Annotated in this window: 26 protein-coding genes; 2 read left to right on the plus strand and 24 right to left on the minus strand. The window is 65.6% G+C overall.

Annotation, left to right across the window (positions count from 1 at the left end; genetic code table 11):
- Window positions 1-8: 8 nt before the first annotated feature.
- The 19 genes from nuoL to PSEK12I1_RS0114130 form a co-directional block, all read right to left on the minus strand.
- Window positions 9-1856: an NADH-quinone oxidoreductase subunit L gene (gene nuoL / locus PSEK12I1_RS0114040; protein ID WP_027601933.1), complete on the minus strand. Its 1848-nt coding sequence runs from the start codon at window positions 1854-1856 to the stop codon at window positions 9-11.
- Window positions 1853-2161 carry an NADH-quinone oxidoreductase subunit NuoK gene (gene nuoK, locus PSEK12I1_RS0114045; RefSeq protein WP_007158894.1) on the minus strand — a complete coding sequence of 103 codons (309 nt, stop codon included), beginning with the start codon at window positions 2159-2161 and terminating at the stop codon, window positions 1853-1855. The genes nuoL and nuoK overlap by 4 nt, the downstream gene beginning before the upstream one ends.
- Window positions 2162-2186: 25 nt before the next feature.
- A complete protein-coding gene (gene nuoJ, locus PSEK12I1_RS0114050) occupies window positions 2187-2699 on the minus strand; it encodes an NADH-quinone oxidoreductase subunit J (RefSeq protein WP_027599799.1) in 513 nt (170 codons plus the stop codon).
- A 9-nt stretch (window positions 2700-2708) separates the two neighbouring features.
- The gene (gene nuoI, locus PSEK12I1_RS0114055; RefSeq protein WP_007158892.1) at window positions 2709-3257 is read right to left on the minus strand and encodes an NADH-quinone oxidoreductase subunit NuoI; all 549 of its coding nucleotides are present in this window, start codon (window positions 3255-3257) and stop codon (window positions 2709-2711) included.
- A 10-nt stretch (window positions 3258-3267) separates the two neighbouring features.
- A complete protein-coding gene (gene nuoH / locus PSEK12I1_RS0114060) occupies window positions 3268-4278 on the minus strand; it encodes an NADH-quinone oxidoreductase subunit NuoH (protein ID WP_007158891.1) in 1011 nt (336 codons plus the stop codon).
- The gene (nuoG, locus tag PSEK12I1_RS0114065) at window positions 4275-6992 is read right to left on the minus strand and encodes an NADH-quinone oxidoreductase subunit NuoG (RefSeq protein WP_027601934.1); all 2718 of its coding nucleotides are present in this window, start codon (window positions 6990-6992) and stop codon (window positions 4275-4277) included. Before nuoG ends, nuoH begins: the two co-directional genes overlap by 4 nt.
- A 140-nt stretch (window positions 6993-7132) precedes the next feature.
- A complete protein-coding gene (gene nuoF / locus PSEK12I1_RS0114070; protein WP_027601935.1) occupies window positions 7133-8482 on the minus strand; it encodes an NADH-quinone oxidoreductase subunit NuoF in 1350 nt (449 codons plus the stop codon).
- The gene (nuoE, locus tag PSEK12I1_RS0114075; protein ID WP_007158888.1) at window positions 8479-8979 is read right to left on the minus strand and encodes an NADH-quinone oxidoreductase subunit NuoE; all 501 of its coding nucleotides are present in this window, start codon (window positions 8977-8979) and stop codon (window positions 8479-8481) included. Before nuoE ends, nuoF begins: the two co-directional genes overlap by 4 nt.
- 2 nt (window positions 8980-8981) lie before the next feature.
- A complete protein-coding gene (nuoC, locus tag PSEK12I1_RS0114080) occupies window positions 8982-10766 on the minus strand; it encodes an NADH-quinone oxidoreductase subunit C/D (RefSeq protein ID WP_017642311.1) in 1785 nt (594 codons plus the stop codon).
- A 51-nt stretch (window positions 10767-10817) separates the two neighbouring features.
- A complete protein-coding gene (locus tag PSEK12I1_RS0114085) occupies window positions 10818-11492 on the minus strand; it encodes an NADH-quinone oxidoreductase subunit B family protein (RefSeq protein WP_007158886.1) in 675 nt (224 codons plus the stop codon).
- A 10-nt stretch (window positions 11493-11502) separates the two neighbouring features.
- On the minus strand, window positions 11503-11916 hold the full coding sequence (locus PSEK12I1_RS0114090) for an NADH-quinone oxidoreductase subunit A (protein ID WP_007158885.1): 414 nt from the start codon (window positions 11914-11916) through the stop codon (window positions 11503-11505).
- 258 nt (window positions 11917-12174) lie between these two features.
- Entirely contained in the window at window positions 12175-12936 is a 762-nt protein-coding gene (locus PSEK12I1_RS0114095) for a secretin N-terminal domain-containing protein (protein WP_027601936.1), read from the minus strand.
- Entirely contained in the window at window positions 12933-13463 is a 531-nt protein-coding gene (locus PSEK12I1_RS0114100; protein WP_007158883.1) for a hypothetical protein, read from the minus strand. The genes PSEK12I1_RS0114095 and PSEK12I1_RS0114100 overlap by 4 nt, the downstream gene beginning before the upstream one ends.
- A gap of 12 nt (window positions 13464-13475) precedes the next feature.
- Complete coding sequence (locus tag PSEK12I1_RS0114105) at window positions 13476-14654, minus strand: cupin domain-containing protein (protein WP_027599795.1); 1179 nt, start codon at window positions 14652-14654, stop codon at window positions 13476-13478.
- A 58-nt stretch (window positions 14655-14712) separates the two neighbouring features.
- The gene (purB, locus tag PSEK12I1_RS0114110) at window positions 14713-16083 is read right to left on the minus strand and encodes an adenylosuccinate lyase (protein WP_027601937.1); all 1371 of its coding nucleotides are present in this window, start codon (window positions 16081-16083) and stop codon (window positions 14713-14715) included.
- Window positions 16084-16170: 87 nt separating this feature from the next.
- Entirely contained in the window at window positions 16171-16791 is a 621-nt protein-coding gene (hflD, locus tag PSEK12I1_RS0114115; RefSeq protein WP_007158880.1) for a high frequency lysogenization protein HflD, read from the minus strand.
- The gene (mnmA, locus tag PSEK12I1_RS0114120) at window positions 16788-17897 is read right to left on the minus strand and encodes a tRNA 2-thiouridine(34) synthase MnmA (protein WP_027601938.1); all 1110 of its coding nucleotides are present in this window, start codon (window positions 17895-17897) and stop codon (window positions 16788-16790) included. The genes hflD and mnmA overlap by 4 nt, the downstream gene beginning before the upstream one ends.
- 1 nt (window position 17898) lies before the next feature.
- Window positions 17899-18351: an NUDIX hydrolase gene (locus tag PSEK12I1_RS0114125; protein ID WP_007158878.1), complete on the minus strand. Its 453-nt coding sequence runs from the start codon at window positions 18349-18351 to the stop codon at window positions 17899-17901.
- A 129-nt stretch (window positions 18352-18480) separates the two neighbouring features.
- Window positions 18481-20712, minus strand: coding sequence for an NADP-dependent isocitrate dehydrogenase (locus PSEK12I1_RS0114130; RefSeq protein WP_027601939.1), 2232 nt, complete (start codon window positions 20710-20712; stop codon window positions 18481-18483).
- 423 nt (window positions 20713-21135) lie between these two features.
- Here PSEK12I1_RS0114130 and PSEK12I1_RS0114135 point away from each other — a divergent pair, with 423 nt between their 5' ends.
- Window positions 21136-21345, plus strand: coding sequence for a hypothetical protein (locus PSEK12I1_RS0114135; RefSeq protein WP_007158876.1), 210 nt, complete (start codon window positions 21136-21138; stop codon window positions 21343-21345).
- Between the two features lie 101 nt (window positions 21346-21446).
- Here PSEK12I1_RS0114135 and PSEK12I1_RS23810 read toward each other — a convergent pair whose 3' ends face one another.
- The 4 genes from PSEK12I1_RS23810 to PSEK12I1_RS0114155 form a co-directional block, all read right to left on the minus strand.
- Window positions 21447-21629, minus strand: coding sequence for a hypothetical protein (locus tag PSEK12I1_RS23810; protein WP_007158875.1), 183 nt, complete (start codon window positions 21627-21629; stop codon window positions 21447-21449).
- Between the two features lie 141 nt (window positions 21630-21770).
- Complete coding sequence (locus PSEK12I1_RS0114145; RefSeq protein WP_007158874.1) at window positions 21771-23237, minus strand: inorganic phosphate transporter; 1467 nt, start codon at window positions 23235-23237, stop codon at window positions 21771-21773.
- An 82-nt stretch (window positions 23238-23319) separates the two neighbouring features.
- Window positions 23320-23676, minus strand: coding sequence for a 6-carboxytetrahydropterin synthase QueD (queD, locus tag PSEK12I1_RS0114150; RefSeq protein ID WP_081320902.1), 357 nt, complete (start codon window positions 23674-23676; stop codon window positions 23320-23322).
- Between the two features lie 105 nt (window positions 23677-23781).
- Window positions 23782-24039 (minus strand): hypothetical protein, encoded by a 258-nt coding sequence (locus PSEK12I1_RS0114155; RefSeq protein ID WP_007158872.1) that lies wholly within the window; start codon window positions 24037-24039, stop codon window positions 23782-23784.
- 114 nt (window positions 24040-24153) lie between these two features.
- Between PSEK12I1_RS0114155 and PSEK12I1_RS0114160 the strand changes: the two genes are divergently transcribed.
- Window positions 24154-24771 (plus strand): hypothetical protein, encoded by a 618-nt coding sequence (locus PSEK12I1_RS0114160; protein WP_027599790.1) that lies wholly within the window; start codon window positions 24154-24156, stop codon window positions 24769-24771.
- Here the strand turns inward: PSEK12I1_RS0114160 and PSEK12I1_RS0114165 are convergent.
- Window positions 24726-26597, minus strand: coding sequence for an ABC transporter ATP-binding protein (locus PSEK12I1_RS0114165; RefSeq protein ID WP_027601941.1), 1872 nt, complete (start codon window positions 26595-26597; stop codon window positions 24726-24728). The genes PSEK12I1_RS0114160 and PSEK12I1_RS0114165 overlap by 46 nt on opposite strands.
- Window positions 26598-26678: the final 81 nt, after the last annotated feature.

The raw sequence follows: 26678 nt of genomic DNA on the forward strand, positions 1-26678 counted from the left end.
TCAGGGGGTCAGGCCAGCAGCAGCGCGCCGAGTAGCAGCACGGCGCCTCCCACGATGGAAGCCGCGTACCAGCGCAGACGGCCGTTCTCGGTGATGCTCAGTGCCAGGTTGCCACCGCGCGCCAGCATCGGGATCAGGCCGATGGCCTGGTCGATGGGATCGCGGCGCAGCAGGCGGGCCAGCAGCAGGTACGGCTTGACGAAGATCAGGTCGTACAGCCAGTCGAAGCCCCAGGCGTGATACCACCAGGTACCGAAGAAGCGACCCGGTGCGCTCTTGGCCAGGCCGTTCACGAAGGAACGCTTGCCGAGGAAGAGCAGGGCGGCCAGCAGGATACCGGCGATGGCGATGGCCCCCGAGGTGATCTCCAGCGAGTGCTTGGCTTCGCCACCGGCATGGCCGATGGATTCCGGCAGCACGCCGGCCAGCGGCGGCACGATCATCGCGCCGACGAAGGTCGAGAGCACCAGCAGCACCGCCAGCGGCAGGTTGTGGGCGATGCCGTGGCCGGCATGGGCCTCGGTGTGCGCCGGGCCGTGGAAGGTGATGAAGATCAGGCGGAAGGTGTAGATCGAGGTCAGGAAGGCACCGGCCAGGCCTGCATAGAGCAGGTAGGTGTGACCGCTGGCCATGGCTTCCCAGAGGATCTCGTCCTTGGAGTAGAAGCCGGCGGTGACCAGCGGCAGCGCCGCCAGGGCCGAACCACCCACCACGAAGCTGGCGTAGGCCAGGGGGATCTTCTTCCACAGGCCGCCCATCTTGAAGATGTTCTGCTCGTGGTGGCAGGCCAGGATCACCGAACCCGAGGCGAGGAACAGCAGCGCCTTGAAGAAGGCGTGGATCATCAGGTGGAAGATCGCCGGTTGCCAGGCGCCGACACCCAGGGCCAGGAACATGTAGCCGATCTGGCTCATGGTCGAATAGGCCAGGATGCGCTTGATGTCGGTCTGCACCAGGGCGGCGAAGCCAGCCAGCACCAGGGTCACGGCACCGACGATGCCGACCAGGTGCAGGATCTCCGGGGCCAGCAGGAACAGGCCATGGGTCCGGGCGATCAGGTAGACGCCCGCGGTCACCATGGTCGCCGCGTGGATCAGGGCGGAGACCGGAGTGGGACCGGCCATGGCGTCCGCCAGCCAGGTCTGCAGCGGCAGCTGGGCCGACTTGCCGACGGCGCCGCCGAGCAGGGCCAGGGTGGCCAGCACGATCAGCGGATCGCCGCTGGCGAAGACGTCGGGCGCCTTCTGCAGCAGCTCCTGGATGTCCAGGGTGCCCAGGGTCATGAACAGGATGAACAGACCGAAGGCCATGAAGACGTCACCGACACGGGTGACGATGAAGGCCTTCAGCGCCGCGTTGCCGTTGGCGCGCTCGCTGTAGTAGAAGCCGATCAGCAGATAGCTGCACAGGCCCACGCCTTCCCAACCGAAGTACAGCAGCAGCAGGTTGTCGCCGAGAACCAGCAGCAACATGCTGAAGATGAACAGGTTGGTGTAGGCGAAGAAGCGCGAGTAGCCCTCTTCACCGCGCATGTACCAGGAGGCGAACAGGTGGATCAGGAAGCCGACGCCGGTGACCACGCCGAGCATGGTCAGCGACAGGCCGTCCAGGTAGAGCGCCATGTTGGGCGCGAAGCCCTCCACGTTCATCCACTGCCAGAGGACGAGGGTCAGATGACCGTCGGCGGGCGGCGCGACGTGGAAGTTCCAGCCGACCCAGGCGGCGACCAGCGCCGCCAGGCCCACCGAACCCACGCCGATCAGCGCGGAGAGATTCTCCGACAGCCGACCGCGGGAAAAGGCCAGCAGGAAGTAGCCGACCAGGGGAAAGGCGAAGGTGAGGGGTAGCAGGTTCATCCGTGCATCTCGCTGGCGGCATCGACGTCGAGGGTGTGGAAGCGGCGATAGAGCTGCAGCAGGATCGCCAGGCCGATACTGGCCTCGGCGGCGGCCAGGCTCAGCACCAGGATGAACATCACCTGGCCATCGGGAGCGCCCCAACGGCTACCCGCGACCACGAAGGCCAGGGCGGCGGCGTTCATCATGATTTCCAGACTCATGAGCACGAAGAGGATGTTGCGGCGGACCATCAGGCCCACCAGGCCAAGGGCGAACAGGGCGCCGGCGAGGGCCAGGCCGTGTTCCAGAGGTATGGCGTTCATTGGCTGTTCTCCAGTCCTTGGCGACTCACTCGCCGATCCCGTCTTTGACGTCGCTGCGACCCAGGTGATAGGCCGCGACCAGGGCACCCAGCAGCAGCATGGAGGCCAGTTCGACCGCCAGCAGATAGGGTCCGAACAGGCTGATGCCCACGGCCTTGGCTTCCACCGAGGTGTGGCCGATGGCGGCGCCGCCCGGGGTACGCGACAGCACCACCAGTAGTTCCACCAGCAGCGCACCGGCGAGGATCGACGGACCGATCCAGACCTTGGGGGTCAGCCACTTGCGCTCCTGCTCGGCCACGACCGGCCCGAGGTTGAGCATCATCACCACGAAGACGAACAGCACCATGATGGCGCCGGCGTAGACGATGATCTCCAGGGCCCCGGCGAAGGGTGCGCCCAGGGCAAAGAACACCATGGACACGGCCAGTAGCGAGATGATCAGGTACAGCAGCGCATGCACCGGATTGGTGTTGGTGATCACCCGGAAGGTGGCCAGGACGGCCACCCCAGCGGAGAAATAGAAGGCGAATTCCACGACAGCTCCTTAGGGCAGCAGGCTCTTCACGTTGATCGGCTCTGCCTCGCTCTGCGCGGCACCCTTGGGCTTGCCCGCGATGGCCATGCCGGCCACGCGGTAGAAGTTGTATTCCGGATACTTGCCCGGACCCGAGATCAGCAGGTCCTGCTTCTCGTACACCAGCTCCTGGCGCTTGAACTCGGACATCTCGAAATCCGGGGTCAGCTGGATGGCGGTGGTGGGGCAGGCCTCCTCGCACATGCCGCAGAAGATGCAGCGCGAGAAGTTGATGCGGAAGAACTCGGGGTACCAGCGACCGTCTTCTGCCTCGGTCTTCTGCAGCGAGATGCAGCCGACCGGGCAGGCCACGGCGCACAGGTTGCACGCCACGCAGCGCTCCTGGCCGTCGGGGTCACGGGTGAGCACGATGCGACCGCGGTAGCGCGGCGGCAGGTACACGGGTTCCTCGGGGTATTGCAGGGTGTCGCGCTTGCGGAAGGCGTGGCCGAAGACCATCACCACGCTGCGCAACTGGGTGTAGGTGCCATGCAGGACGTGCAGGATTTCCTTGATCATGACGGATACCTCACTGGCCGATGGCCGGCGTGGCGCTATAGAGCACCACCGCGCCGGTCACCAGCAGGTTGATCAGGGTCAGGGGCAGGCAGAACTTCCAGCTGAAGGCCATTACCTGGTCGTAGCGCGGACGCGGAATGGACGCGCGCAACAGGATGAAGATCATGATGAAGAAGGCGGTCTTCAGGGCGAACCAGACAAAGGACAGCCAGGGCAGGGTGTCCAGGAAGGGCCCGTGCCAGCCGCCAAAGAACAGGGTCACCAGCAGCGCCGAGATCAGCACGATGCCGATGTACTCGCCGACGAAGAACATGCCCCACTTCATGCCCGCGTATTCGATGTGGTAACCGTCGGCGAGCTCCTGCTCGGCTTCCGGCTGATCGAAGGGGTGACGGTGGGTGACGGCGATGCCGGCGATGAAGAAGGTGCAGAAGCCGAAGAACTGGGGAATGATGAACCACCAGCCCTGGTGCTGCGCCTCGACGATGTCCCTCATGTTGAAGGAGCCGGTCACCGCGACGATGCCCATTACCGACAGACCCATGAACACCTCGTAGGAGAGGGTCTGGGCCGAGGCGCGCATGGCGCCCAGCAGCGAGAACTTGTTGTTGCTCGCCCAGCCGGCGAAGAGCACCGCATAGACGTTGACGCCGGCCATGGCGAAGAAGAACAACAGGCCGATGTTCAGGTCCGCCACGCCCCAGGTGGGGGTGATCGGGATGACCGAGAAGGCCACCAGCAGCGAGCCCATGGCGATCACCGGTGCCAGGGCGAAGATCATCTTGTCGGCGAACGGGGGCGTCCAGTCCTCCTTGAAGAACATCTTCAGCATGTCGGCGCCCAGCTGGAAGGCGCCGAAGGGACCGACCCGGTTGGGACCGTGGCGGTCCTGCCAGAGACCCAGCAGGCGCCGTTCGACGAAGCTCAGCAGCGCCCCGCAGATGACCACCGCCAGCAGGATGACGATGGCCTTGAGGACGCCGATCACCACGGCGATGAGGGTGGGGGTGAGCCAGGTCATGCCGCGGCCTCCTGCAGTCCTTCCACGGTGAGGCCGGCGAAGTCCACCGGAATCCCTTCGAAGCCGGCGGGCAGACCGACCAGGCCGGCGGACAGCTCGGGCTTGATCTGCAGCGGCAGGCGCAATTCCTGACCGGCGACCTGCAGGCGCAGCAGGGCACCTTCGTTGACGCCCAGGCGGTCGGCATCGGCCTTGGCCAGCGCCACGTAGGCGGCCGGGATGCGCTCACGCACCGGCTCGGCACGGGAAGAGGTCTCTTCGCTGCCGAACAGGTGGTACAGCGGCACGGCCTGGAAGCCGGACGCGGTACCGCGCACGGCGGCGGCCGGGACGGCGAACCAGTTCAGGCGATCGCCCTGGGTCTCGATCAGGCGCACGCCCGGATCGCCGGCGCGCAGATGACCACCGACCTCGTCCTGGAACTTGTTCCAGGCCTGGGGCGAGTTCCAGCCCGGGGACCAGGCGAAGGGGATCTGCTGACGCGGCTCGGCGCTGCCGGCATAGCCTTCCATGGAGAAGGCGAAGGCGGTGTCGGCGTCCTGGGGCGCGCGCGGCTCGTGCACGCTGAGGTTGGCGCGCATGGAGGTGCGGCCGCTGTAGCGGTGCGGTTCGCGGGCGAGCTTGAGGCCCTTCACCCGGAAGCTGGCGTTGGGCGCGGCGTCGCGGATGCCGTCCAGTTGCGGCGCGGCAGTGGCCACGGCGTCGGTGACATGATCCAGCTGGGTCCAGTCCACCGGACGGTTGTCCAGGGTGTTGCGCAGGGCGTGCAGCCAGCGCCAGCCTTCGCGGACCAGGCTGGAGGGATCGTAGTAGCTCGGCTCATAGACCTGGAAGAAGCGCTGGGCGCGACCTTCCTGGCTGACCAGGGTACCGTCGCCTTCGGCGAAGCTCGCCGCCGGCAGCACCAGATCGGCGCGCTGGGCGGTGGCGGTGCGCTGGTGATCCAGCACCACCAGCACCTGGGCGCGGGCCAGGGCCTGATCCACCTGCTGGGCAGGGGCGCGGCGATAGAGGTCGTTCTCCAGCACCACCAGGGCATCGGCCTGGCCGTTTTCCAGGGCCGCGAAGGCGTCTTCGACGGACTCGCCGCCATAGAGCGCCAGACCCAGGCTGTTGGCTTCGGGCACCACCAGACTCAGGGAGCCGGCCTTGCCCTTGGCGGCCAGAGCCTTGGCCAGGTTGGCGGCGGCTTCGATCAGAGCCGGTTCACCCAGGGAGGTACCGGATACCACCAGTGGACGTTCGGCCGCCAGCAGGGTCTCGGCCAGCAGACGCGCCTGCTCGGCGACTTCGTCGCTCAGGCCGTCGACGGCCGGGGCGCTGGCGTCGATGGCATGGGCCACGGCATGGCCGAAACGGGCCAGTTCCAGCGGCGAGCCATGCAGACGGGCGTCGGCGACGTCGTCCAGGCGGGTGGCGGCGACGCTGGCGATGAACAGCGGATTGCGCTCGCTCTGGCCGATATTCTGCACGGCCGCGTTGAGCCAGGGCTGGATCTTCTGCGCCGCGGCCATGGCCTCGGGCTTGCCCTTGACGGACTGCCGCAGGGACAGCGCCAGGCGGGCCGCGGTCTGGGTCAAGTCCTCGCCGAGGACGAAGACGGCGTCATGCTTTTCCATGGCGCGGAGGGTCGGGACGGGCAGGGGGCTGTCCTTGAGCACCTGCAGCACCAGGCGCACATTGGCCAGGTCACGTGCGCTCATGCCGCTGTAGAAGTTCTCGGCGCCGACCAGTTCGCGCAGGGCGTGGTTGCTTTCCAGGCTGGCACGCGGCGAGCCGATGCCGATCACCTTCTTGCCGCGCAGCAGCAGGGCGGCGCGATCCAGGGCGGCGTCGATCCCGGTTTCCAGGCTGCCATCTTTCAGCAGGGCCTGGCGCGGACGATCCTTGCGATTGACATAGCCATAGCCGAAGCGGCCACGGTCGCAGAGGAAATACTGGTTCACCGAACCGTTGAAGCGGTTCTCGATGCGGCGCAGTTCGCCATAGCGCTCGCCGGGGCTGATGTTGCAGCCCGACGAGCAGCCATGGCAGATGCTCGGGGCGAACTGCATGTCCCACTTGCGGTTGTAGCGCTCGGAGTGGGTCTTATCGGTGAACACCCCGGTGGGGCAGACCTCGGTCAGGTTGCCGGAGAATTCGCTCTCCAGGGCACCGTCCTCGACGCGGCCGAAATAGACGTTGTCGTGGGCGCCATAGACGCCCAGGTCGGTACCGCCGGCGTAATCCTTGTAGTAGCGCACGCAGCGATAGCAGGCGATGCAGCGGTTCATCTCGTGAGCGACGAACGGGCCGAGGTCCTGGTTCTGGTGAGTACGCTTGGTGAAGCGATAGCGGCGCTTGTTGTGGCCGGTCATCACCGTCATGTCCTGCAGGTGGCAGTGGCCGCCTTCTTCGCAGACCGGACAGTCATGGGGATGGTTGGTCATCAGCCATTCGATGACCGAGCTGCGGAATTCCTTGGCTTCGGCGTCTTCGATGGAGATGTAGGTCTTGTCGCTGGACGGGGTCATGCAGGACATGACCAGGCGCCCGCGGGTGTCGTTCTCGTCGGCGAACTGCTTCACCGCGCACTGGCGGCAGGCGCCGACGCTGCCCAGCGCCGGGTGCCAGCAGAAATAGGGGATGTCGAGCCCCAGGGACAGGCAGGCTTCGAGGAGGTTGTCCGCCCCGTCGACCTCGTACGTCTTGCCGTCTACGTGGATAGTGGCCATAGGGTTTTCTTCTCACCCGCGCAGGGCGGGTCTGGCTAATGGGAAAACGTTCGCGCCGCCCTGGCGATCGCCAGGGGCAGCGCCGGCCGGAACGGGTCCGGCCAGAAAGCGATGGAAGCGGCCCCCGCGGGGGCCGATTCTCAGGTCACGCTCGCCGAAGCAGTCGGCCGCGGCTCGCTGGGCGCCTTGTGCACACCGGCCTCGAACTCTTCGCGGAAATACTTGATGGCACTACCCAGGGGCTCGACGGCACCCGGTGCGTGGGCACAGAAGGTCTTGCCCGGGCCGAGGAAGTTGACCAGCTGCAGCAGGGTGTCCAGATCGCCCTGCTGCCCCTCGCCCTTCTCCAGGCTGCGCAGGAGTTTGACGCTCCAGGGCAGGCCGTCGCGGCAGGGGGTGCACCAGCCACAGGATTCCCGGGCGAAGAACTCTTCCATGTTGCGCAGCAGCGAGACCATGTTGACGCTGTCGTCCACGGCCAGGGCCAGACCGGTACCCATGCGGGTGCCGACCTTGCCGATGCCGCCGGCGTACATCTGCGCCGAGAGATGCTCGGGCAGCAGGAAGCCGGTACCGGCGCCACCGGGCTGCCAGCACTTGAGCTTGAAGCCGTCGCGCATGCCGCCGGCGTAGTCCTCGAACAGCTCCTGGGCGGTGATGCCGAAGGGCAATTCCCAGACCCCGGGGTTCTTCACCTTGCCGGAGAAGCCCATGAGCTTGGTGCCCATGTCTTCGCTGCCTTCGCGGGCCAGGCTCTTGTACCAGTCGACGCCGCCCGCGACGATGCCCGGCACGTTGCACAGGGTCTCGACGTTGTTGACGCAGGTCGGCTTGCCCCAGACGCCGACGGCGGCGGGGAAGGGCGGCTTGGAGCGCGGGTTGGCGCGGCGGCCTTCCAGGGAGTTGATCAGCGCGGTCTCTTCGCCACAGATGTAGCGACCGGCGCCGGTGTGGACGAACAGCTCGAAGTCGAAGCCGCTACCGAGGATGTTCTTGCCCAGCAGGCCGGCCGCCTTGGCTTCTTCCACCGCGCGCCGCAGGTTGGCGGCGGCGTCGACGTATTCGCCGCGCAGGAAGATGTAGCCGCGATAGGCCTTGAGCGCCCGGGCACTGATCAGCATGCCTTCCACCAGCAGGTGCGGCAGCTGCTCCATGAGCAGGCGGTCCTTCCAGGTGTTGGGTTCCATCTCGTCCGCGTTGCACAGCAGGTAGCGGATATCGAGGGATTCGTCCTTGGGCATCAGGCCCCACTTCACGCCGGTGGGGAAACCCGCGCCGCCGCGGCCCTTGAGGCCGGAGTCCTTGACTTCCTGGACGATGGCATCGGGGGCCAGCTCGGTCAGCGCCTTGCGGGCCGCGGCGTAGCCGTCCTTCGCCTGGTATTCCTCCAGCCAGACCGGAGCGCCGTCTTCACGCAGGCGCCAGGTCAGGGGGTGGGTCTCGGGGGTACGGGCGATGCTGTTGGCAGGCCCGAAGGAGGTCAGTCTCATGCGTATCCCTCCAGCAGTTTGGCCACGCCCGCGGGTTGGACATCGCCATGGGTGTCGTCGTCGATCATCAGCGCCGGGGCCTTGTCGCAATTGCCCAGGCAGCAGACCGGCAGCAGGGTGAAGCGGCTGTCGGCGGTGGTCTGGCCCAGGCCGATGCCCAGCTGGCGCTGGATCTCGCCGACCACGGATTCGTGGCCGCCGATGTAGCAGGTCATGCTGTCGCACACCCGGATGATGTGGCGGCCGACCGGTACGCGAAAGATCTGGCTATAGAAGGTGGCCACGCCCTCGACGTCGCTGGCGGGAATGCCCAGCACTTCGCCGATGGCGTAGATGGCGCCGTCCGGCACCCAGCCACGTTCCTTCTGGACGATCTTCAGGGCCTCGATGGACGCCGCGCGCGGGTCCTCGTAGTGGTGCATCTCGTGCTCGATGGCCGAGCGCTCGGTTTCGCTCAGGACGAAACGGTCGGTTTGGATCAGGGTTTCGGTGCTCATGCTCAGCGGTCCACGTCGGCCATGACGAAGTCGATACTGCCCAGGTAGGCAATCAGGTCGGACACCATGCTGCCGCGGATGACGGCCGGGATCTGCTGCAGGTGCGGGAAGCTCGGCGTCCGGATGCGGGTGCGGTAGCTCATGGTGCTGCCATCGCTCGTCAGGTAGTAGCTGTTGGCGCCCTTGGTCGCCTCGATCATCTGGAAGGCTTCGCCGGCCGGCATCACCGGACCCCAGGACACTTGCAGGAAGTGGGTGATCAGGGTCTCGATGTGCTGCAGGGTGCGTTCCTTGGGCGGCGGCGTGGTCAGCGGGTGATCCGCCTTGTACGGGCCCTCGGGCATGTGCTGCAGGCACTGCTCGATGATGCGCAGGCTCTGGCGCATCTCCTCGACGCGCAGCATGCCGCGGTCGTAGCAGTCGCCATTGTGGGCGATGGGCACTTCGAATTCGAAGTTCTCGTAACCGGAGTAGGGGCGGGCCTTGCGCAGGTCGAAGTCCAGACCGGTCGCGCGCAGGTTGGGACCGGTGACGCCCCACTCGAGGGCTTCCTTGGTGTTGTAGACGGCGACGTTCTTGGTCCGGCCGATGAGGATGCTGTTCTTCATCGCGGCCTTTTCGTACTCGTCCAGACGCTTGGGCATCCAGTCGAGGAATTCGCGGACCAGCTTGTCCCAGCCACGCGGCAGGTCATGGGCGACGCCGCCGATGCGGAACCAGGCGGGGTGCATGCGGAAGCCGGTGATGGCCTCGATCACCTTGTAGGCGCGCTGACGGTCGGTGAAGGTAAAGAACACCGGGGTCATGGCACCGACGTCCTGGATATAGGTACCCAGGTACAGCAGGTGACTGTTGATGCGGAAGAACTCGGCCATCATCACGCGGATGAAGTCGACCCGCGACGGCACCTTGATGCCGGCGAGCTTTTCCACCGAGAGGACGTAGGGCAGGTTGTTCATCACCCCACCCAGGTAGTCGATCCGGTCGGTGTAGGGGATGTAGCTGTGCCAGGACTGGCGCTCGGCCATCTTCTCGGCGCCCCGGTGGTGGTAGCCGATCTCCGGCACGCAGTCGACGATCTCTTCGCCGTCCAGCTGCAGGATGATGCGGAAGGCACCGTGGGCGGAGGGGTGGTTCGGACCCAGGTTGAGGAACATGAAGTCGGAATTCTCCGCATGCTCCTTCATGCCCCATTCCTCGGGCTTGAATCTCAGGGTTTCCTGTTCGAGATCCTGCTTGGCGGCGTTCAGCGCATAGGGATCGAACTCGGTCGCGCGCGCCGGATAGTCCTTGCGCAGCGGATGACCCTGCCAGTTGTCGGCCATCAGCATGCGCTTGGGCAGCGGGTGTCCGTCGAAGTGGATGCCGTACATGTCCAGCACTTCCCGCTCGTACCAGTTGGCATTGGGGAAGATGCCGGTGGCGGTGGGCAGGCGCAGGTCGTTGGCGGACAGGGCCACCTTGAGCATCACATCGCTGTTACGGTCGATGGACAGCAGGTGGTAGAAAACGGTGAAGTCCGCGTTGGGCAGGCCGCGGCGGTGGGTCCGCAGGCGCTCGTCCACGCCATGCAGGTCATAGAGCATGACGTAGGGGCGGGGCAAATTGCGCAGGAAGCGCAGTACTTCGATGATTCGTTCGCGTGCCACCCAGATCACCGGCATGCCGGTACGGGTGTCTTGCAGGGTCAAGGCGTCGGCGCCGAATTGGCCCTGGAGTTCGCCAACCACCGACGCTTCGCCGGCAGGGGCGAGCGCAGAGGCGGACAGAGCGGTGTCTGCGGTCATGATGTTCCGTCGCTAATCGATCGTCGTCAGCGTGCAGGTCCCGAAGGGGACTTACACTTCGTCTGGGCTGCGCAGGTTGGTGACCTGGATGCGGCGCTCGCGGTTCTGCTCGCGCTGCGAAGGCATCTCGGCGCGGTAGATACCCTGGTCGCCCACCACCCAGGAAAGGGGGCGGCGCTCTTCACCGATGGAGTCCTGCAGGAGCATCAGGCCCTGGAGGAAGGCTTCGGGGCGAGGCGGGCAGCCGGGCACGTAGACGTCGACGGGCAGGAACTTGTCCACGCCCTGAACGACCGAGTAGATGTCGTACATACCGCCGGAGTTGGCGCAGGCGCCCATGGAGATCACCCACTTGGGTTCCAGCATCTGCTCGTACAGGCGCTGGATGACCGGGGCCATCTTCATGAAGGGGGTGCCGGCGATGACCATGAAGTCGGCCTGACGCGGCGAGGCCCGGATGACTTCGGCGCCGAAGCGGGCGATGTCGTGGGGCGCCGTGAAGGCGGTGGTCATTTCCACATAGCAGCAGGACAGGCCGAAGTTGTACGGCCACAGGGAGTTCTTACGCCCCCAATTGACCGCGCCCCGCAGGACATCTTCGAGCTTGCCCATGAAGATGCTGCGGTTGACTTGACTTTCGACGGGGTCGGCCACGGTTTCCCGCTGGCCGGCCGGATAGCGGTCTACTGCCGCATCGGGATCGATCCGGGTGAGATTGTATTGCATTGCCAAAGCCTCATTGTTTCGACTTCGCCTGCCGCTCGCGACGGCTCGCAGGCGCCCAATCGAGCGCTCCGATTCGCCACAGGTAGACAAGACCCGCCAACAGAATTGCTATGAAAATGGAGGCTTCCACGAAGCCGGCCCATCCCGATTCACGGATGGACACCGACCAGGCGAAGAGAAAGAGGGCTTCGACGTCGAAGATCACGAAGAGCATCGCGACCAGGTAGAACTTGGCAGAGAGACGAAGACGGGCACCCCCGGTGGGGACGATGCCGGACTCGAAGGGGTCGTTCTTGCTGCGGCCCACGGCTTTGCTGCCGAGCAGGCTCGAGACTCCGAGCATGAAGGCAATCAGACCAACCACGCCCAGGAGAAATACCGCGAAGCTCCAGTTGTGGGTCAGTAGGCTGATCGACTCAGACATGCTTTGAATCCTTAATTATTGGGTATCAGGCGCTATCAGTGCGACACGGTGTCGCAAGACAGACAGATTTTATGCTCTATCGATTCATTCTGTAAATTTATTGGTCCAAAAAGATTCTATTGGACTGCTTTGAATCAAACTAAACAGAACTTCCGGTTTATTTGAGAATGAATATAAGAATTATTCTCAAATAACTTCCTTCTGTTCCTGTGTCCTAGATTGCCAGCCGCGGCAGGAGTTCTGCCGTTCGCCGGTTTGCTAGTCGATGAGATCGGCGCGGATGCTCAGCTGACGGTCGTCACGACCTTCGGTGGAGTAGTGGCGGACAAGGCTGCTCTGGTCGCCCTCGATCTGCTGCCGGAAGCCGCCCAGGTCCAGCCACTGGCCCAGGGTGCCGCTGATGCGGGTGGCGGCGCTCTGGGTCTGCACCGTGCCCGGGCGCATGGCGGCGGCCCGGTCATCGACGCTGCTGATGTCCAGGTGCACCAGATTGCCGCTCAGGCGGGCGGTGACCTGAAAGCCCCGTTCGAGGCGGCGGTAATCGGTCTGGGCGTAGCTCTGACCATAGGGCGAGGTCTGGTAGGTGGTCACCGGGACGTCTTCACCGAAGCGGATGAAGGCGGGGTAGCCCTCGGTGACCTGGACGCGCTGGGCGCCATCCTCCTTCTGGTCGGTGCTGTCTTCGATGATGCGTACCTGGGGCGCACGCACGTCGCCGTTTACCGAATAACCCTGACTGGCGCCCGAGCTGCCGGCGCGGGTGGCCAGGGTGATGAGCAGGCGCCGCGGTTGGGTGTCCAACTGGGCGAGCAGACTCTTGAGTTCGGCCAGCTTGGCCGGCTCGGCATTGACGATCAGCTGATTGCCGTAGACGTTGACCTTGCCTTCGCTGCCAAGGACGGCTTGCAAGGTAGGCAGCAGATCGTCGGCGGTGCGGTATTGCAGGGGTATGACCTCGGTACGAGGCGCCGCCCAGGCGGTGGTCGTCAGCAGCAACAGGAACGCCAGCAGACCTTTCACAGCACCATCCTCCGCAATTCCTGATCCGGCTGGCTGCTGGCCCAGAGGCGATCGAAGACCTGCTGCTGAACCTTGACGGCGGCGCGGTCGCCGTAGCGGACGAAGCCGGTGGGCGCACTGCCCGTGCGGCGCAGCAGGGCCTGGTCGTCGACGATGAGGCAGCTGCCTTCCGGGTGCTGATCGGCCGGTGGCCGCCGGATCAACAGATTGCTGGTCAGGCGTTGCGCCAGGGCGATGAGTCGGTGCCCCTGGCGCATGGCGAGGGCGCTGTCGTTGATGAGGATGCGGACCTGATGCCGCGGATGGCCCAGCAGCAGACGCTTGATCGCCGCCTCGACGGCGAGATTGTCGTAGAGCGGTGCTTCCAGGTCGGGCGTCTGGATGCTCAGCTGGCGGCTGGCTTGGCCGATGAGGCGGACACCGTGCTCACGCAGGGCGTCCAGGCCTTCGAGGCGCAGGGCGAGGTCCTGGCCGAGCTGGGGTTCGGGCAATCCGTCCAGGGTCAGATCGGCAAAGGACTCGTCCACGGCGGCTCCCCATCACTCGTCGTCGTCTTCTCCGGCGAAGATCAGGCTGCCCTGCTGGAGCAGTTCGCGGATCAGGCGCATGGCATCGTCGTCCTGCAGCCAGGGCGCGAGATTGGCCTCGTGCAGGACGTCCGCCGAGCATAGCAGGTCGAGCAGCGGTTGCAGCCGCATGGGCAGCAGGCGGCTCTGGCCGCTGGCGAAGACCATCACCTCGTCTTCCAGGCGACTCCAGGCGATGCGGCCGCTGGGGTTGCGCATCAGCAGGGCGCCTTCGTCGAGTTCCTTGCGCAGCTGCTTGGCGCTGAGGTTTTCTCCGGCGACGCGCTCCGGGTAGCGCGGCTCGGTCATGTGCTGGCCGAACCAGGCCAGCAGCAGGCGATCGTCGCTCAGGTGACGCTCCATCAGGCCGCGCAGCCGCTCGATGGCCTCGGGCGGAATCTCCGCCGGATGCTCGCTGGCCGGGGCGCAGCCGGCGTCGCTGTAGCGCTCGTCCTCGGGGATGAACTGGTTGAGGAAGTCGGTGAAGTGGGTGAGCACCTCGCCGGCACTGGGGGCGCGGAAGCCGATGGAGTAGGTCATGCACTCGTCTTCGGCGATGCCGTCGTGGGCCAGGCCCGGCGGCAGATAGAGCATGTCGCCCGGTTCCAGCACCCATTCGTCGGTCTGCTGGAAGTCGGCGAGGATCTTCAGCTCCAGGCCGTCGATCAGCGGGCTGTCGGCGGTGCACGGCTGACCGATGCGCCAGCGACGGCGGCCATGGCCCTGCAGCAGGAAGACGTCATAGTGATCGTAGTGGGGGCCGACACCGCCACCGGGGGCGGCGTAGCTGATCATGACGTCGTCCACGCGCCAGCTGGGCAGGAAGCGGAAGGCCTCCAGCACCTCGGCCACCTCGGGAACGAACTGGTCGACCGATTGCACCAGCAGGGTCCAGTCGCGCTCGGGCAGGCTGGCGAAGGTGTCTTCCGGCAGCGGGCCGCGGCGCAGCTCCCAGGTGCGGTCCTGGCCGATGATCAGGCGGGATTCGATTTCCTCTTCCAGCGACAGGCCGGCCAGCTCGTCCGGTTCCAGGGGGCTCTGGAAATCCGGGATGGCCTGGCGGATCAGCAGGGGTTTCTGCTGCCAGTAGTCGCGGAGGAATTCACGGGCGGTCAGGCCGCCGAGCAGTTGCAGGGGTTGATCCGGGTTCATGCACACCTCGCGCAATGAAAAACGCCCGGCGAGGCCGGGCGTGAAAAAGAAGGCAGCCTCAGATCCGACGGGCCTGCTCGGCAGCGTTACCGATATAGCCGGCCGGGGTCAGCTGGCGCAGTTCGGCCTTGGCGGCTTCAGGGATTTCCAGGCCGTCGATGAAGTCCTGCAGGGCGCTGGCGCTGATGCCCTTGCCGCGGGTCAGCTCCTTGAGCTTCTCGTAGGGGTTGGCCACGCCATAGCGGCGCATCACGGTCTGCACCGGCTCGGCCAGGACTTCCCAACAGGCGTCCAGGTCTTCGGCGATGCGCGCGGCGTTGAGCTCCAGCTTGCCGATGCCCTTGAGGGTGGCTTCGTAGGCGATCACGCCGTGGGCCAGGCCGGTGCCCAGGTTGCGCAGCACGGTGGAATCGGTCAGGTCGCGCTGCCAGCGGGAGATCGGCAGCTTGCTGGCCAGGTGCTGGAGGATGGCGTTGGCGATGCCCAGGTTGCCTTCGGAGTTCTCGAAGTCGATGGGGTTGACCTTGTGCGGCATGGTCGAGGAGCCGATCTCGCCGGCCACGGTCTTCTGCTTGAAGTAGCCTAGGGAAATGTAGCCCCAGACGTCCCGATCGAAGTCGATCAGGATGGTGTTGAAGCGGGCGATGGCGTCGAACAGCTCGGCGATGTAGTCGTGCGGCTCGATCTGGGTGGTGTAGGGATTCAGGGTCAGGCCGAGGTCGTCTTCGATGAAGGTGCGCGCATTGGCTTCCCAGTCGACGTCCGGGTAGGCGGACAGGTGGGCGTTGTAGTTGCCCACGGCACCGTTGATCTTGCCCAGCGGGCGGATGGCGGCGATCTGCTCGATCTGGCGCTCCAGGCGATAGACCACGTTGGCCAGTTCCTTGCCCAGGCTGGTGGGGGAGGCGGGCTGGCCGTGGGTGCGCGAGAGCATGGGCACGTCGGCGAAGCGATGGGCCAGCACGCGGATCTCGCCGGCGATCTGGCGCATCAGCGGCAGCAGCACCTGGTCACGGCCTTCGCGCAGCATCAGCGCGTGGGACAGGTTGTTGATGTCCTCGGAGGTGCAGGCGAAGTGGATGAATTCGCTGACCGCGGCCAGTTCCGGCAGGCCGGAGACCTCTTCCTTGAGCAGGTACTCTATGGCCTTGACGTCGTGGTTGGTGGTGCGCTCGATGTCCTTGACCCGCTGCGCCTGCTCGACGCTGAAGTCGGTGGCCAGCTTGTCCAGCAGGGCATTGGCCTCGGCGGAGAAGGGCGCGACCTCGGGAATGCCCGCGTGGGCGGCCAGGCGCTGCAGCCAGCGGACCTCGACCTGGGCGCGGAAACGGATCAGGCCGAATTCGCTGAAGATGGGGCGCAGGGCGGCGGTCTTGCCGGCGTAACGGCCGTCGATGGGCGATACGGCGGTGAGCGAGGAGAGCTGCATGGGCATTCTCTTGGTAGCGGGGGAGAAAGGGGCGGAATTCTACACGCAAAGACCGGGGCTTTAGTACCGCCGCCGGCCGGTCCGGGATCAGCCGTTGCGCAGGGGATAGAGGTTGTCGAGCAGCTTGCGGCGATTGAGCACCAGTTGCCAGCGATGACCGCCGAGCTGGCGCCACAGGCGGGCCGAGCGAATGCCGGCCAGCAGCAGGGCACGCACTCGCGAGGCGGTGGCGGATTGCTGCAGGTAGCGCATCTCGCCGTGCACCTGGATGCGCTGCTTGAAGGTGCTCAGGGTGTCCTCGTAGAGACCCCCGCAGGCAGCGATGACGTTCTCGTGAGCGACCCCGAAGTGCTCGACCTGGGACTGGATCTGGGTGAGGCGCCGGCCGATGAGATCGAGCAGGTCGCCGCGCTTCTCCAGCTTGCGTTCCAGGGCGGTCATCGCCAGGGCGTAGCGCAGCGGCTCGCGCTGCAGGCTGTTGGGGTTGCGCTCCAGGGTGCTGGAAAGCGCGCCGAGGCCCTCGCGCAGAGGCGCGACCTGGCCGCCGTAGACCTCCAGGGTGCTGCCCGGATCGCGCACCAGCAGGCTGCCGAGCAGGCAGGCGAGGGGTTCTTCCGCGACCTGGCCGGTGCGTGCCAGCTGGTCGACCAGCACGGCGGCCTGGAAGACGCCGCCCAGGGCGATGAGTTGTTCCTGGGTGCGATTCATGCGGCGGGCGCCTCGGCGCAGGCGGGTTGATAATGTTCGATCACGCCGCCGCCCAGGCAGACGTCGCCGTCGTAGAAGACCACCGACTGGCCGGGGGTCACGGCGCGCTGGGGTTCGTCGAAGACTACCCGGTAGCCGGCGCCCTGGCGCTCGATCTGGCAGGGCTGGTCCTGCTGGCGATAGCGGACCTTGGCGGTGAGGCGGCGCGGTTGGGCGAGCTCCAGCTCATTGACCCAGAACATCTCGCTGACGGTCAGGGCCTCGGCGAACAGCCAGGGGTGGGCATTGCCCTGGCCGACGATCAGCACGTTGCGGGTCAGGTCCTTGCTCAGCACGTACCAGGGATCGTCACCGGCGTCCTTCATGCCGCCGATGCCCAGGCCCTGGCGCTGGCCGATGGTGTGGTACATCAGGCCGTGGTGGCGGCCGATGACCTCGCCGGTGGTGGTCTCGATGTCGCCCGGCTGCGCCGGCAGGTACTGCTTGAGGAAGTCGCTGAAGCGACGCTCGCCGATAAAGCAGATGCCGGTGGAGTCCTTCTTGCGCGCGGTGGCCAGGCCATGCAGCTCGGCGATGGCGCGGACCTCGGGCTTTTCCAGTTCGCCCACCGGGAAGAGGGTGCGCGCCAGCTGCTCGCCGCCCACGGCGTGGAGGAAATAGCTCTGGTCCTTGTTGGCGTCCAGCCCCTTGAGCAGCAGGGTCTGGCCGTCGACGTCGCGACGGCGCACATAGTGGCCGGTGGCGATCAGGTCGGCGCCCAGGGCCAGGGCATAGTCGAGGAAGGCCTTGAACTTGATCTCGCGGTTGCAGAGGATGTCCGGATTCGGCGTCCGACCGGCCTTGTATTCGGCGAGGAAGTGCTCGAAGACGTGATCCCAGTACTCGGCGGCGAAGTTCGCCGTGTGCAGCTTGACGCCGATGCGGTCGCAGACCGCCTGGGCATCGGCGAGGTCTTCCTTGGCCGTGCAGTACTCGGTGCCGTCATCCTCGTCCCAGTTCTTCATGAACAGGCCCTCGACCTGATAGCCCTGCTCCTTGAGCAAGAGGGCCGAGACCGAGGAATCCACTCCGCCGGACATGCCGACGATGACGCGGGTGCCGTTCACTTCAAAAACCTCTCATATCTACGATCATCGACAGGGGATAGCGGTGCCCGTCCAGGTACTTCTCGATGGCGTCCAGGACCAGGGGGCTGCGCAGCCGGGCCTGCTCGGCGCGGATCTCGTCGAGCGTCAGCCACACCGCGCGGGTGATGTCGGCATCCAGGGCGCGCTCCGGCTGGTGGGCCAGGGGGCGGGCATGGAAGGCCGTGCGATAGTAGGTGACGCCATTGGCCGGGGCGACATAGAGGCCGATGCCGATCACGCCCAGGATCTCCACCTGCCAGGCGGTTTCTTCCAGGGTTTCGCGCCGCGCCGCCTCGATCAGGCTCTCGCCCGGCTCCAGGTGCCCGGCCGGCTGGTTGAGCACCAGGCGACCCTGCTTCTCTTCTTCCACCAGCAGGAAGCGACCGGCGTCTTCCACCACGGTGGCCACGGTGACGTGGGCGTGCCAATCCATCTCGGACTCCGCTATCGGTAATCGCGCAGTATACGCCTTAAGCTTTGCCGGTCCCAAATGCAGCGAACCCCGGCCGGGGCCAGGGTTCGCTGTGATCAGCCATTCAGGCTGCGGGCGCAGCCCTCAGGTTCAGCCTTTCAGCCGTTCCAGGGCGGCATTGAGCGTGGCGCTCGGACGCATGGCCTGGCGGGTCTTGGCCTGGTCGGGGTGGTAGTAGCCACCGATGTCCACGGCCTCGCCCTGGACGCCATTCAGCTCGGCGACCACCTTGGCTTCGTCGGCGGTCAGCGACTTGGCCACCGGCTCGAACTGGGCCTTGAGCTGGGCGTCTTCGCTCTGCTCGGCCAGGGCCTGGATCCAGTACAGCGCCAGGTAGAAGTGGCTGCCGCGGTTGTCCAGTTCACCGGCCTTGCGCGACGGCGACTTGTTGCTGTCGAGGAACTTGCCGTTGGCCTGATCCAGGGTCTTGGCCAGGATCTTGGCCTTGGCGTTGCCGGTGGTCTCGCCCAGGTGGTTCAGGGATTCGGCCAGGGCCAGGAACTCGCCCAGGGAATCCCAGCGCAGGTGGTTTTCCTGCACGAACTGCTGGACGTGCTTGGGCGCGGAGCCGCCGGCACCGGTCTCGAACAGGCCGCCGCCGTTCATCAGCGGGACGATGGACAGCATCTTGGCGCTGGTGCCCAGTTCCATGATGGGGAAGAGGTCGGTCAGGTAGTCGCGCAGGACGTTACCGGTTACCGAGATGGTGTCCTCGCCCTTGCGGATGCGCTCCAGGGACACGCGGGTGGCTTCCTCGGGCGCCAGGACACGGATGTCCAGACCGTTGGTGTCGTGGTCCTTGAGGTAGCGCTCGACCTTGGCGATGACCTGGGCGTCGTGGGCGCGGTTCTGGTCCAGCCAGAAGATGGCCGGGGTGCTGCTGGCACGAGCGCGGTTGACGGCCAGTTTGACCCAGTCCTGGATCGGCGCGTCCTTGGTCTGGCACATGCGCCAGATGTCACCGGCCTCGACCGGATGCTCGAAGACCACCTTGCCCTGGTCGTCGGTCACGCGCACGGTGCCGTCGGTGGGGATCTGGAAGGTCTTGTCGTGGGAGCCGTATTCCTCGGCCTTCTGCGCCATCAGGCCGACGTTGGGCACGCTGCCCATGGTGCTGGGATTGAAGGCGCCGTGCTGCTTGCAGTCCTCGATCACCACCTGGTAGACGCCGGCATAGCAGCGGTCGGGGATGATGGCCTTGGTGTCCTGCAGGTTGCCTTCGGCGTTCCACATCTTGCCGGAGTCACGGATCATGGCCGGCATGGAGGCGTCGACGATGACGTCGCTCGGCACGTGCAGGTTGGTGATGCCCTTGTCGGAGTTGACCATGGCCAGGGCAGGACGCTGGGCGTACTGGGCGTCGAAATCGGCCTTGATGGCGGCCTGGGTGGCTTCCGGCAGGCTGGACAGGCGGGCGTAGAGGTCGCCGATGCCGTTGTTGCGATCGAAGCCGGCTTCTTTCAGGGCGGCTTCGTGCTTGGCCAGGACGTCCTTGTAGAACTCGCCGACGATGATGCCGAACATGATGGGGTCGGAGACCTTCATCATGGTGGCCTTCAGGTGCACGGAGAACAGCACGCCCTGGGCCTTGGCGTCTTCGATCTGGGCGGCGATGAAGCTCTGCAGGGCCTTGCGGCTCATGGTCGAGGCGTCGACGATCTCGCCGGCCTTGACCGCGGTCTTCTCTTTCAGGACCTTGCTGCTGCCGTCCTTGCCGATCAGTTCGATCTTCAGGCTGCCGGCGTTCTCGATGGTGGCCGAGCGCTCGCTGCCATAGAAGTCATGGGCGTCCATGTGGGCGACGTGGGACTTGGAGTCGGCGCTCCAGGCACCCATGCGATGGGGGTGCTTGCGGGCGTAGTTCTTGACCGACAGCGGCGCGCGGCGGTCGGAGTTGCCTTCGCGCAGGACCGGGTTCACGGCGCTGCCCTTGACCTTGTCGTAACGCGCCTTGACGTCCTTTTCCTTGTCGTCCTTGGGCTCGTCCGGATAGTCCGGCAGGGCGTAGCCCTGACCCTGCAGTTCCTTGATCGCCGCCTTGAGCTGCGGGACCGAGGCGCTGATGTTGGGCAGCTTGATGATGTTGGCTTCGGGAGTGGTGGCCAGTTCGCCGAGTTCGGCGAGGTGGTCGGAGATGCGCTGCTCTTCCTTCAGGTACTCGGGGAAGAGGGCGATGATGCGGCCGGCAAGGGAGATGTCACGGGTTTCGAGGGCGACGCCGGAGGAGGCGGTGATGGCCTCGACGATGGGTAGCAGCGAATAGGTCGCCAGGGCGGGCGCTTCGTCGGTCAGGGTGTAGATGATCTTCGACGTGGTGGACATGTCTTGCTTTAACTCCTCTTTATCACAGCTGTGGCGCGAAGCCGGGCGAGCGAGGATCGACCCTTGAGTCGATAGACGCCCCAAGAAGGCGTTATCGGGCCGCGCGACAGGCGCGGCGGCGATGGACGTGCGATGCGACAAAGCGTCGCTGCGGAAATTGCGGGATCGGCCGATACAGCCAGCGGAACCGGCAGGGCCTGCAGCGACCCGTCAGTCGGCGGAGTATATCAGCGCGGCGCCTGGCGTGCATTCGTACTGCCGCGGCCTGGCTGTGGGCAGATGTTGCGGCTGTGACGGGTCTGGTAGAAGCGCACAGCTGTATCGAGCAACCAGGTCAAGAGGCTTGACCATTCGACGGCTGGCGCTGCACGGCAGTTGCTTAAGGGACTAAACTATTGCCCCTCTTAATCTGATGAGGTCGTTATGAAAACCAAGGACAATGCGTCCAAGAGTCGTTCCTGGGCTATCGTCGGGCTGGAAACGCTCGTGATCGTCGCCCTGTCGCTGTACGTCGCCTTCGGCGCCGGGCTGTTCATCAAGCACCACTGCTGGGACACCCTGACCCCGCAGCAGCAAGACCAGATCCTCGAGCAGATGAGCCGCAGTGCTCAGGAAAATACCCTGCTCACCTGATTCGCCTTCGCTCGAATCCCTTCCTTTCAAACAATAAGAATCCTTCTTTTTTCTCCCGCGCACTCCCTGGGTGTCGAGGGGGCCTCGTCACGTCCGCAGTTCTAGCAGACCAGATGTTTCCCTGGACTCACGGGGGCGGTGGGGGTGGCCTTGGGCAGCACGCTGGGCGAGGAGGTCGCCACGGGTCTGGCGCGACGTGCCAGGCGCAGCATGGCCCAGAGTATGGCCAGCGCCAGGGCCAGCCAGCCCAGAATCAGAAGAAGGATGTAGGTCGCAGGAGTCATTGACGTTCACCGTACGGCTGTCTCGGAAAGGTGTCTCTGCTGGGACACATTTCACTAGACTCGTCAATAGCTATCCTGTTCAGGCTTTCCCGACGAGGGGTCCGACCGGGCGCCGCCGATGCGGCGCCCGGTCGGCGCGGATCACAGGAACAGGTGCGCCAGCCAGAACAGGCCGGCGGAGAGGGCCATGGAGGCCGGCAGGGTCAGGACCCAGGCCATCAGGATGTTGCGCACCGTGCTGCCCTGCAGGCCGCTGCGATTGGCGACCATGGTGCCGGCCACGCCCGAGGACAGCACGTGAGTGGTGGAGACGGGCAGGGCGAAGACGTTGGCCATGCCGATGGCGGCCACAGCCGTCACCTGGGCGCTGACGCCCTGGGCATAGGTCATGCCCTGGCGCCCGATCTTCTCGCCGACGGTCAGCACCACCCGGCGCCAGCCGACCATGGTGCCGATGCCCAGGGCCAGGGCGACCGCGATGATGACCCAGAAGGGCGCGTATTCGGTGGTGCTGGTGAGATCCTTGCGCAGACGACTGAGGTCGTCGCGATCGCGCGCGGTCAACACCGGCAGCTTGCTCACCTTTTTGGCGGTGTCGTCCAGGCACAGCAGGTAGCGGCGCACCTGCTGGCGATGGTCGTCGCTCATGGCCCGGTAGTCGGTGATGCCTTCCAGATCGGCCAGCAGTGCCTGCAGGGTCGGCACGGTCATGTGCGGGGCGCAGCGGAATTCCTGGGGCAGGTCGCGATTGCCGGGCACTTCGGCGAGGAAGTCCTTGAGGTTGTCGCCCTGGCGCTCGTAGAACTGACCCAGGTGGATGGCGGCGTCGCGGGTGCGCTCGATCTGGTAGGTGGTGCTGTCCAGGTCCAGCACGAACTTGGCCGGGACGATGCCGATCAGCACCAGCATGATCAGGCCGATGCCTTTCTGGCCGTCGTTGGAGCCGTGCACGAAGCTCATGCCCATGGCCGAGAGGACCAGCATCAGACGATTCCAGAACGGCGGGTGCTTCTTGGCGTCCACTTCGCGGCGCTGTTCCGGGGTCTTGTGCATCTTCGACAGTGGCCGCCAGCGCTTGAGGGCGAGCAGCAGCAGGCCGGCGACGGCGAAGCCGGCCAGCGGCGAGAAGATCAGCGACAGGCCGATGTCGATCGCCTTCTGCCAGTTCACCCCTTCGCTCATCGGGATGCCGGTGAGCAGGGCGTTGGTCACGCCGACGCCGAGAATGGAGCCGATCAGGGTGTGGGAGCTGGAAGCGGGGATGCCGAAGTACCAGGTGCCCAGGTTCCAGGTGATGGCCGCGGCGAGCAGGGAAAACACCATGGCCAGACCGTGGCCGGTGTTGACGTTGATCAGCAGCTCCACCGGCAGCAGGTGGACGATGGCGTAGGCGACGCCAACGCCGCCGAGCAGCACACCGAGGAAATTGAAGATGCCGGAGAAGAACACCGCGAGGTGCGGCGGCATGGCCTTGGTGTAGATCACCGTGGCGACGGCGTTGGCGGTGTCGTGGAAGCCGTTGATGAATTCAAAGGCCAGCACAAAGGCCAGGGCCAAGACGAGGCTGATGGCGACCCAGGCGTGGAGTCCGCTGAAAAGTTCGAACATGGGGATACGTCGACAGTTGGCAGGCGCGAATTATGGCAGAAAAATGACTGCCGCCATCGCCACCTTGAATGGGAGCGGCGAATTAGTCGCCGCGGTAGATGCAGCCGCAGGTGCAGGTCTCATGGACGCGGACCTGGCTGAGTTCGGGCAGCTGGGGCTTGAGTTGTTGCCAGATCCAGCGGGCGAGCACCTCGCTGGTGGGGTTCTCGAGGCCCGGGATGTCGTTCAGGTAGTGATGGTCGAGACGCTCGTACAGGGGTTTGAAGACGGCCTTGATGTCGGCGAAATCCCGGACCCAGCCGGTATGGGGATCGACCTCGCCTTCGATGTGCAGGCCTACCTTGAAGGAATGCCCATGGAGACGGCCGCACTTGTGACCTGCCGGAACATTGGGCAGGAAGTGCGCGGCTTCGAAAATGAATTCTTTGAAAATTTCCACGATAACCACTCGCGTTGGGCCACGGGGTGTGGCGGCTGCGGGGCGGCAGTCTATCAGCTCGACAGCGCCTTGCCGAACCTCCCGCTGCCCGGCAGCGGCCAGCGGCTAGCCCGGCATCGACCAGGGTTCCAGCAGATGGCCGTCGTGCGCCAGTTCCAGGCGGGTCCGTTCGATCAGCGCGGCGAGGTGGCCGGCATGGCTGTACTGGCTGCGGGCGACGTGGGCGACCGAGGCCAGGACCTGGCTGCCGTCCGTCACCGCGAAGGAAAAGCTGGCGTCGCTGGGGTCTTCACGGACCTCGCCGTGCAGCGGCAGAAAGGCCTTTTCGACGATGTGGACGGCGCGGGCGAGATCTATGGTCATGGACGGATTCCTCTGCAGATTGCCTTCTATAGAGGACCGGGTGGCGGAGAAATTCTGATTTGCCAACGCCTGCGGGCTTAGGCAGTCTCCCGGTCTTTGTCTGGACGTTTCCCCATGCGCAACAGCAATCCTCGTACCTTCTGGGCTCTGGTCGGCCTGGCCGCGGTCTTCGGTCTCGCCGGCCTGATCGGCAATCGGGTGGGCTGGGAGCGACTGGAGATCGGCTATCGGACGGTGCCGTCGCCCAGTGGCCTGGACATCGGCGTGGCGGGGCAGGTCATCACCGGTCTGCCGTCGCTGTGCATAGCCCTGGCGCTGGTCACCATAGTGACGGCGCTGATCATCCGCGGTGGCCGCCGCTTCCGTTCGCGGCTGCCCCTGCCGGTGACGGCGGCCATTCTCTGGGTGCTGCTGGCGGGCCTGCTGGTGCTCTTCTATCCCAGTACCCTGGCGTTCCAGTGGGAGAACCATCGCAGCGCGGCGGACATCGACTTCTATGTGCTGCAGGAGCGCCAGGGCCCATTCCAGGGTACCGCGCAGAAAAGCCAGCGCCTGACCTACTACCGCGACTGCGGCGCCACCGGACAGGCGGCCTGCCCGGTGTTCGAGTGCGTGGTGGAAAGACGCAGCTGGCTGGGCGGCCTGCAGAAGATCGAAGGCTTCTACCCGGGGCTGGACCAGGAGCGTCAGTTGGAGCTGCTGCGCACCCGCTGCCTGCCCGGCACGCCGTGACCGACGAAACCGCCGGTCTGGTGGCGCCATAGGCGGGCATAGAGACCGTTGTAGGCGATCAGCTCGTCGTGGGAACCCATCTCGACGATCTGGCCGCGCTCCATGACCACCAGGCGATCCATGCGCGAGATGGTCGACAGCCGGTGGGCGATGGCGATCACCGTCTTGCCTTCCATCAGGGTCTCCAGACTCTCCTGAATGGCCGCTTCCACCTCGGAATCGAGGGCGGAGGTGGCTTCGTCGAGCAGCAGGATGGGCGCGTCCTTGAGCAGGGTGCGGGCGATGGCGATGCGCTGACGCTGGCCGCCGGAGAGCTTGACGCCGCGCTCACCCACCTGGGCGTCCAGGCCGGTACGGCCATGGGCATCGGTGATGCGGGCGATGAAGTCGTCGGCCTTGGCCTTGCGCAGGGCCGCGTGCAGCTCCTCGTCGGTGGCCTCGGGGCGGCCGTAGAGCAGGTTCTCGCGAATCGAACGGTGCAGCAGCGAGGTGTCCTGGGTGACCACGCCGATCTGGCATCTCAGGCTTTCCTGGGTGACGTGGGCGATGTCCTGGCCATCGACCAGGATGCGACCGCCTTCCAGGTCATAGAGGCGCAGCAGGACGTTGATCAGGGTGGACTTGCCGGCGCCCGAGGGGCCGACCAGGCCGATCTTCTCGCCCGGGGCCACGTCGAGGGTCAGGCCTTCGATGATGCCGGCGCCCTTGCCGTAGTGGAAATGGATGTCCTCGAACAGCACGGCGCCACGGCTCACCTGCAAGGGCTTGGCGTCCGGGGCATCGCCGACCTGGCGCGGTTTGGCGATGGTGCTCATGCCGTCCTGCACCATGCCGATGTTCTCGAAGATGCCGTTGACCACCCACATGATCCAGCCGGACATGCTGTTGATACGGATCACCAGGCCGGTGGCCAGGGCGATGGCGCCCACGCTGATGACGCCCTGGTGCCAGAGCCAGAGGGCGAGGCCGGTGGTGCCGGCGATGAGGAAGCCGCTGAGGATGGCGATGGTCACGCCCATGGCGGTGATCAGGCGCGCGGCGCTCTCGGCCTTTTCGGTCTGCTCTTCCATGGCCTGGCGGGCGTATTGCTCCTCCTGAGCCGAATGGGAGAACAGCTTGAGGGTGGAGATGTTGGTGTAGCCGTCGACGATGCGTCCGGAGAGCTGCGAGCGGGCTTCGGAGGCGATGGCCGAGCGCTCCTTGGTCTGGGGCACGAAATACCAGAGGGCGATGACGTAGCCGATGATCCAGAGGACCAGGGGCACCATCAGCCAGACGTCGGCCTGGGCGAACAGGATCAGCGAGGTGACGGCAAAGATCAGCACGTGCCAGATGGCGTCCACCGCCTGCACCGCCGAATCGCGCAGGGAGACACCGGTCTGCATGATGCGGTTGGAGATGCGCCCGGCGAAGTCGCTGTGGAAGAAACCCAGGCTCTGCTTTAGCACATAGCGATGGTTCTGCCAGCGGATCAGGGTGGTGAGGCTGGGGGTGATGGTCTGGTGCACCAGCAGGTCATGCAGGCTGATGAACAGCGGCCGGATGACCAGGGTAACCACCGCCATCCAGATCAGGGTGCCGCCGTGCTCCTGGAAGAACACCGAGCTGTTGGGCGCGCTGCCGGCCAGGTCGACGATCTGGCCGATGAAGTTGAACAGGGCGACCTCGATCAGGGCGCCGATCAGACCGACCGCCAACAGCAGGGCGAAGGCCGGCCAGGCTTGCTTGAGGAAGTGGAGATAGAAGGCGCCGACGCCAGTGGGCGGCATTTCATCGGGGGCTTCCCGAAATGCATCGATGAGGCGTTCGAAGCGGCGAAAGATCATGCGGGGTCCTTGTGAGGAGGAGACGGCGTCTCGCACTGGGGCCTCGCCTGGTTGACCGGACGACCGCCAGCGGATCGTCCG

This window comes from Pseudomonas sp. MOIL14HWK12:I1, from assembly GCF_000510705.1.
Lineage (GTDB): Bacteria > Pseudomonadota > Gammaproteobacteria > Pseudomonadales > Pseudomonadaceae > Chryseomonas > Chryseomonas oryzihabitans.

What these genes read in the sequence shown, in the direction of transcription:
- PSEK12I1_RS0114145 (WP_007158874.1), bottom strand. Translation starts at nt 23,237, where the DNA reads ATGTTCGAACTTTTCAGCGGACTCCACGCCTGGGTCGCCATCAGCCTC.
- PSEK12I1_RS0114165 (WP_027601941.1), bottom strand. Translation starts at nt 26,597, where the DNA reads ATGATCTTTCGCCGCTTCGAACGCCTCATCGATGCATTTCGGGAAGCC.
- PSEK12I1_RS0114085 (WP_007158886.1), bottom strand. Translation starts at nt 11,492, where the DNA reads ATGCAATACAATCTCACCCGGATCGATCCCGATGCGGCAGTAGACCGC.
- nuoF (WP_027601935.1), bottom strand. Translation starts at nt 8,482, where the DNA reads ATGAGACTGACCTCCTTCGGGCCTGCCAACAGCATCGCCCGTACCCCC.
- PSEK12I1_RS0114090 (WP_007158885.1), bottom strand. Translation starts at nt 11,916, where the DNA reads ATGTCTGAGTCGATCAGCCTACTGACCCACAACTGGAGCTTCGCGGTA.
- PSEK12I1_RS0114135 (WP_007158876.1), top strand. Translation starts at nt 21,136, where the DNA reads ATGAAAACCAAGGACAATGCGTCCAAGAGTCGTTCCTGGGCTATCGTC.
- PSEK12I1_RS23810 (WP_007158875.1), bottom strand. Translation starts at nt 21,629, where the DNA reads ATGACTCCTGCGACCTACATCCTTCTTCTGATTCTGGGCTGGCTGGCC.
- nuoC (WP_017642311.1), bottom strand. Translation starts at nt 10,766, where the DNA reads ATGACCGCAGACACCGCTCTGTCCGCCTCTGCGCTCGCCCCTGCCGGC.
- purB (WP_027601937.1), bottom strand. Translation starts at nt 16,083, where the DNA reads ATGCAGCTCTCCTCGCTCACCGCCGTATCGCCCATCGACGGCCGTTAC.
- hflD (WP_007158880.1), bottom strand. Translation starts at nt 16,791, where the DNA reads ATGAATCGCACCCAGGAACAACTCATCGCCCTGGGCGGCGTCTTCCAG.
- nuoI (WP_007158892.1), bottom strand. Translation starts at nt 3,257, where the DNA reads ATGATCAAGGAAATCCTGCACGTCCTGCATGGCACCTACACCCAGTTG.
- PSEK12I1_RS0114130 (WP_027601939.1), bottom strand. Translation starts at nt 20,712, where the DNA reads ATGTCCACCACGTCGAAGATCATCTACACCCTGACCGACGAAGCGCCC.
- PSEK12I1_RS0114155 (WP_007158872.1), bottom strand. Translation starts at nt 24,039, where the DNA reads ATGACCATAGATCTCGCCCGCGCCGTCCACATCGTCGAAAAGGCCTTT.
- nuoE (WP_007158888.1), bottom strand. Translation starts at nt 8,979, where the DNA reads ATGAGCACCGAAACCCTGATCCAAACCGACCGTTTCGTCCTGAGCGAA.
- nuoK (WP_007158894.1), bottom strand. Translation starts at nt 2,161, where the DNA reads ATGAACGCCATACCTCTGGAACACGGCCTGGCCCTCGCCGGCGCCCTG.
- PSEK12I1_RS0114160 (WP_027599790.1), top strand. Translation starts at nt 24,154, where the DNA reads ATGCGCAACAGCAATCCTCGTACCTTCTGGGCTCTGGTCGGCCTGGCC.
- PSEK12I1_RS0114125 (WP_007158878.1), bottom strand. Translation starts at nt 18,351, where the DNA reads ATGGATTGGCACGCCCACGTCACCGTGGCCACCGTGGTGGAAGACGCC.
- PSEK12I1_RS0114105 (WP_027599795.1), bottom strand. Translation starts at nt 14,654, where the DNA reads ATGAACCCGGATCAACCCCTGCAACTGCTCGGCGGCCTGACCGCCCGT.
- nuoG (WP_027601934.1), bottom strand. Translation starts at nt 6,992, where the DNA reads ATGGCCACTATCCACGTAGACGGCAAGACGTACGAGGTCGACGGGGCG.
- nuoL (WP_027601933.1), bottom strand. Translation starts at nt 1,856, where the DNA reads ATGAACCTGCTACCCCTCACCTTCGCCTTTCCCCTGGTCGGCTACTTC.
- nuoH (WP_007158891.1), bottom strand. Translation starts at nt 4,278, where the DNA reads ATGACCTGGCTCACCCCCACCCTCATCGCCGTGGTGATCGGCGTCCTC.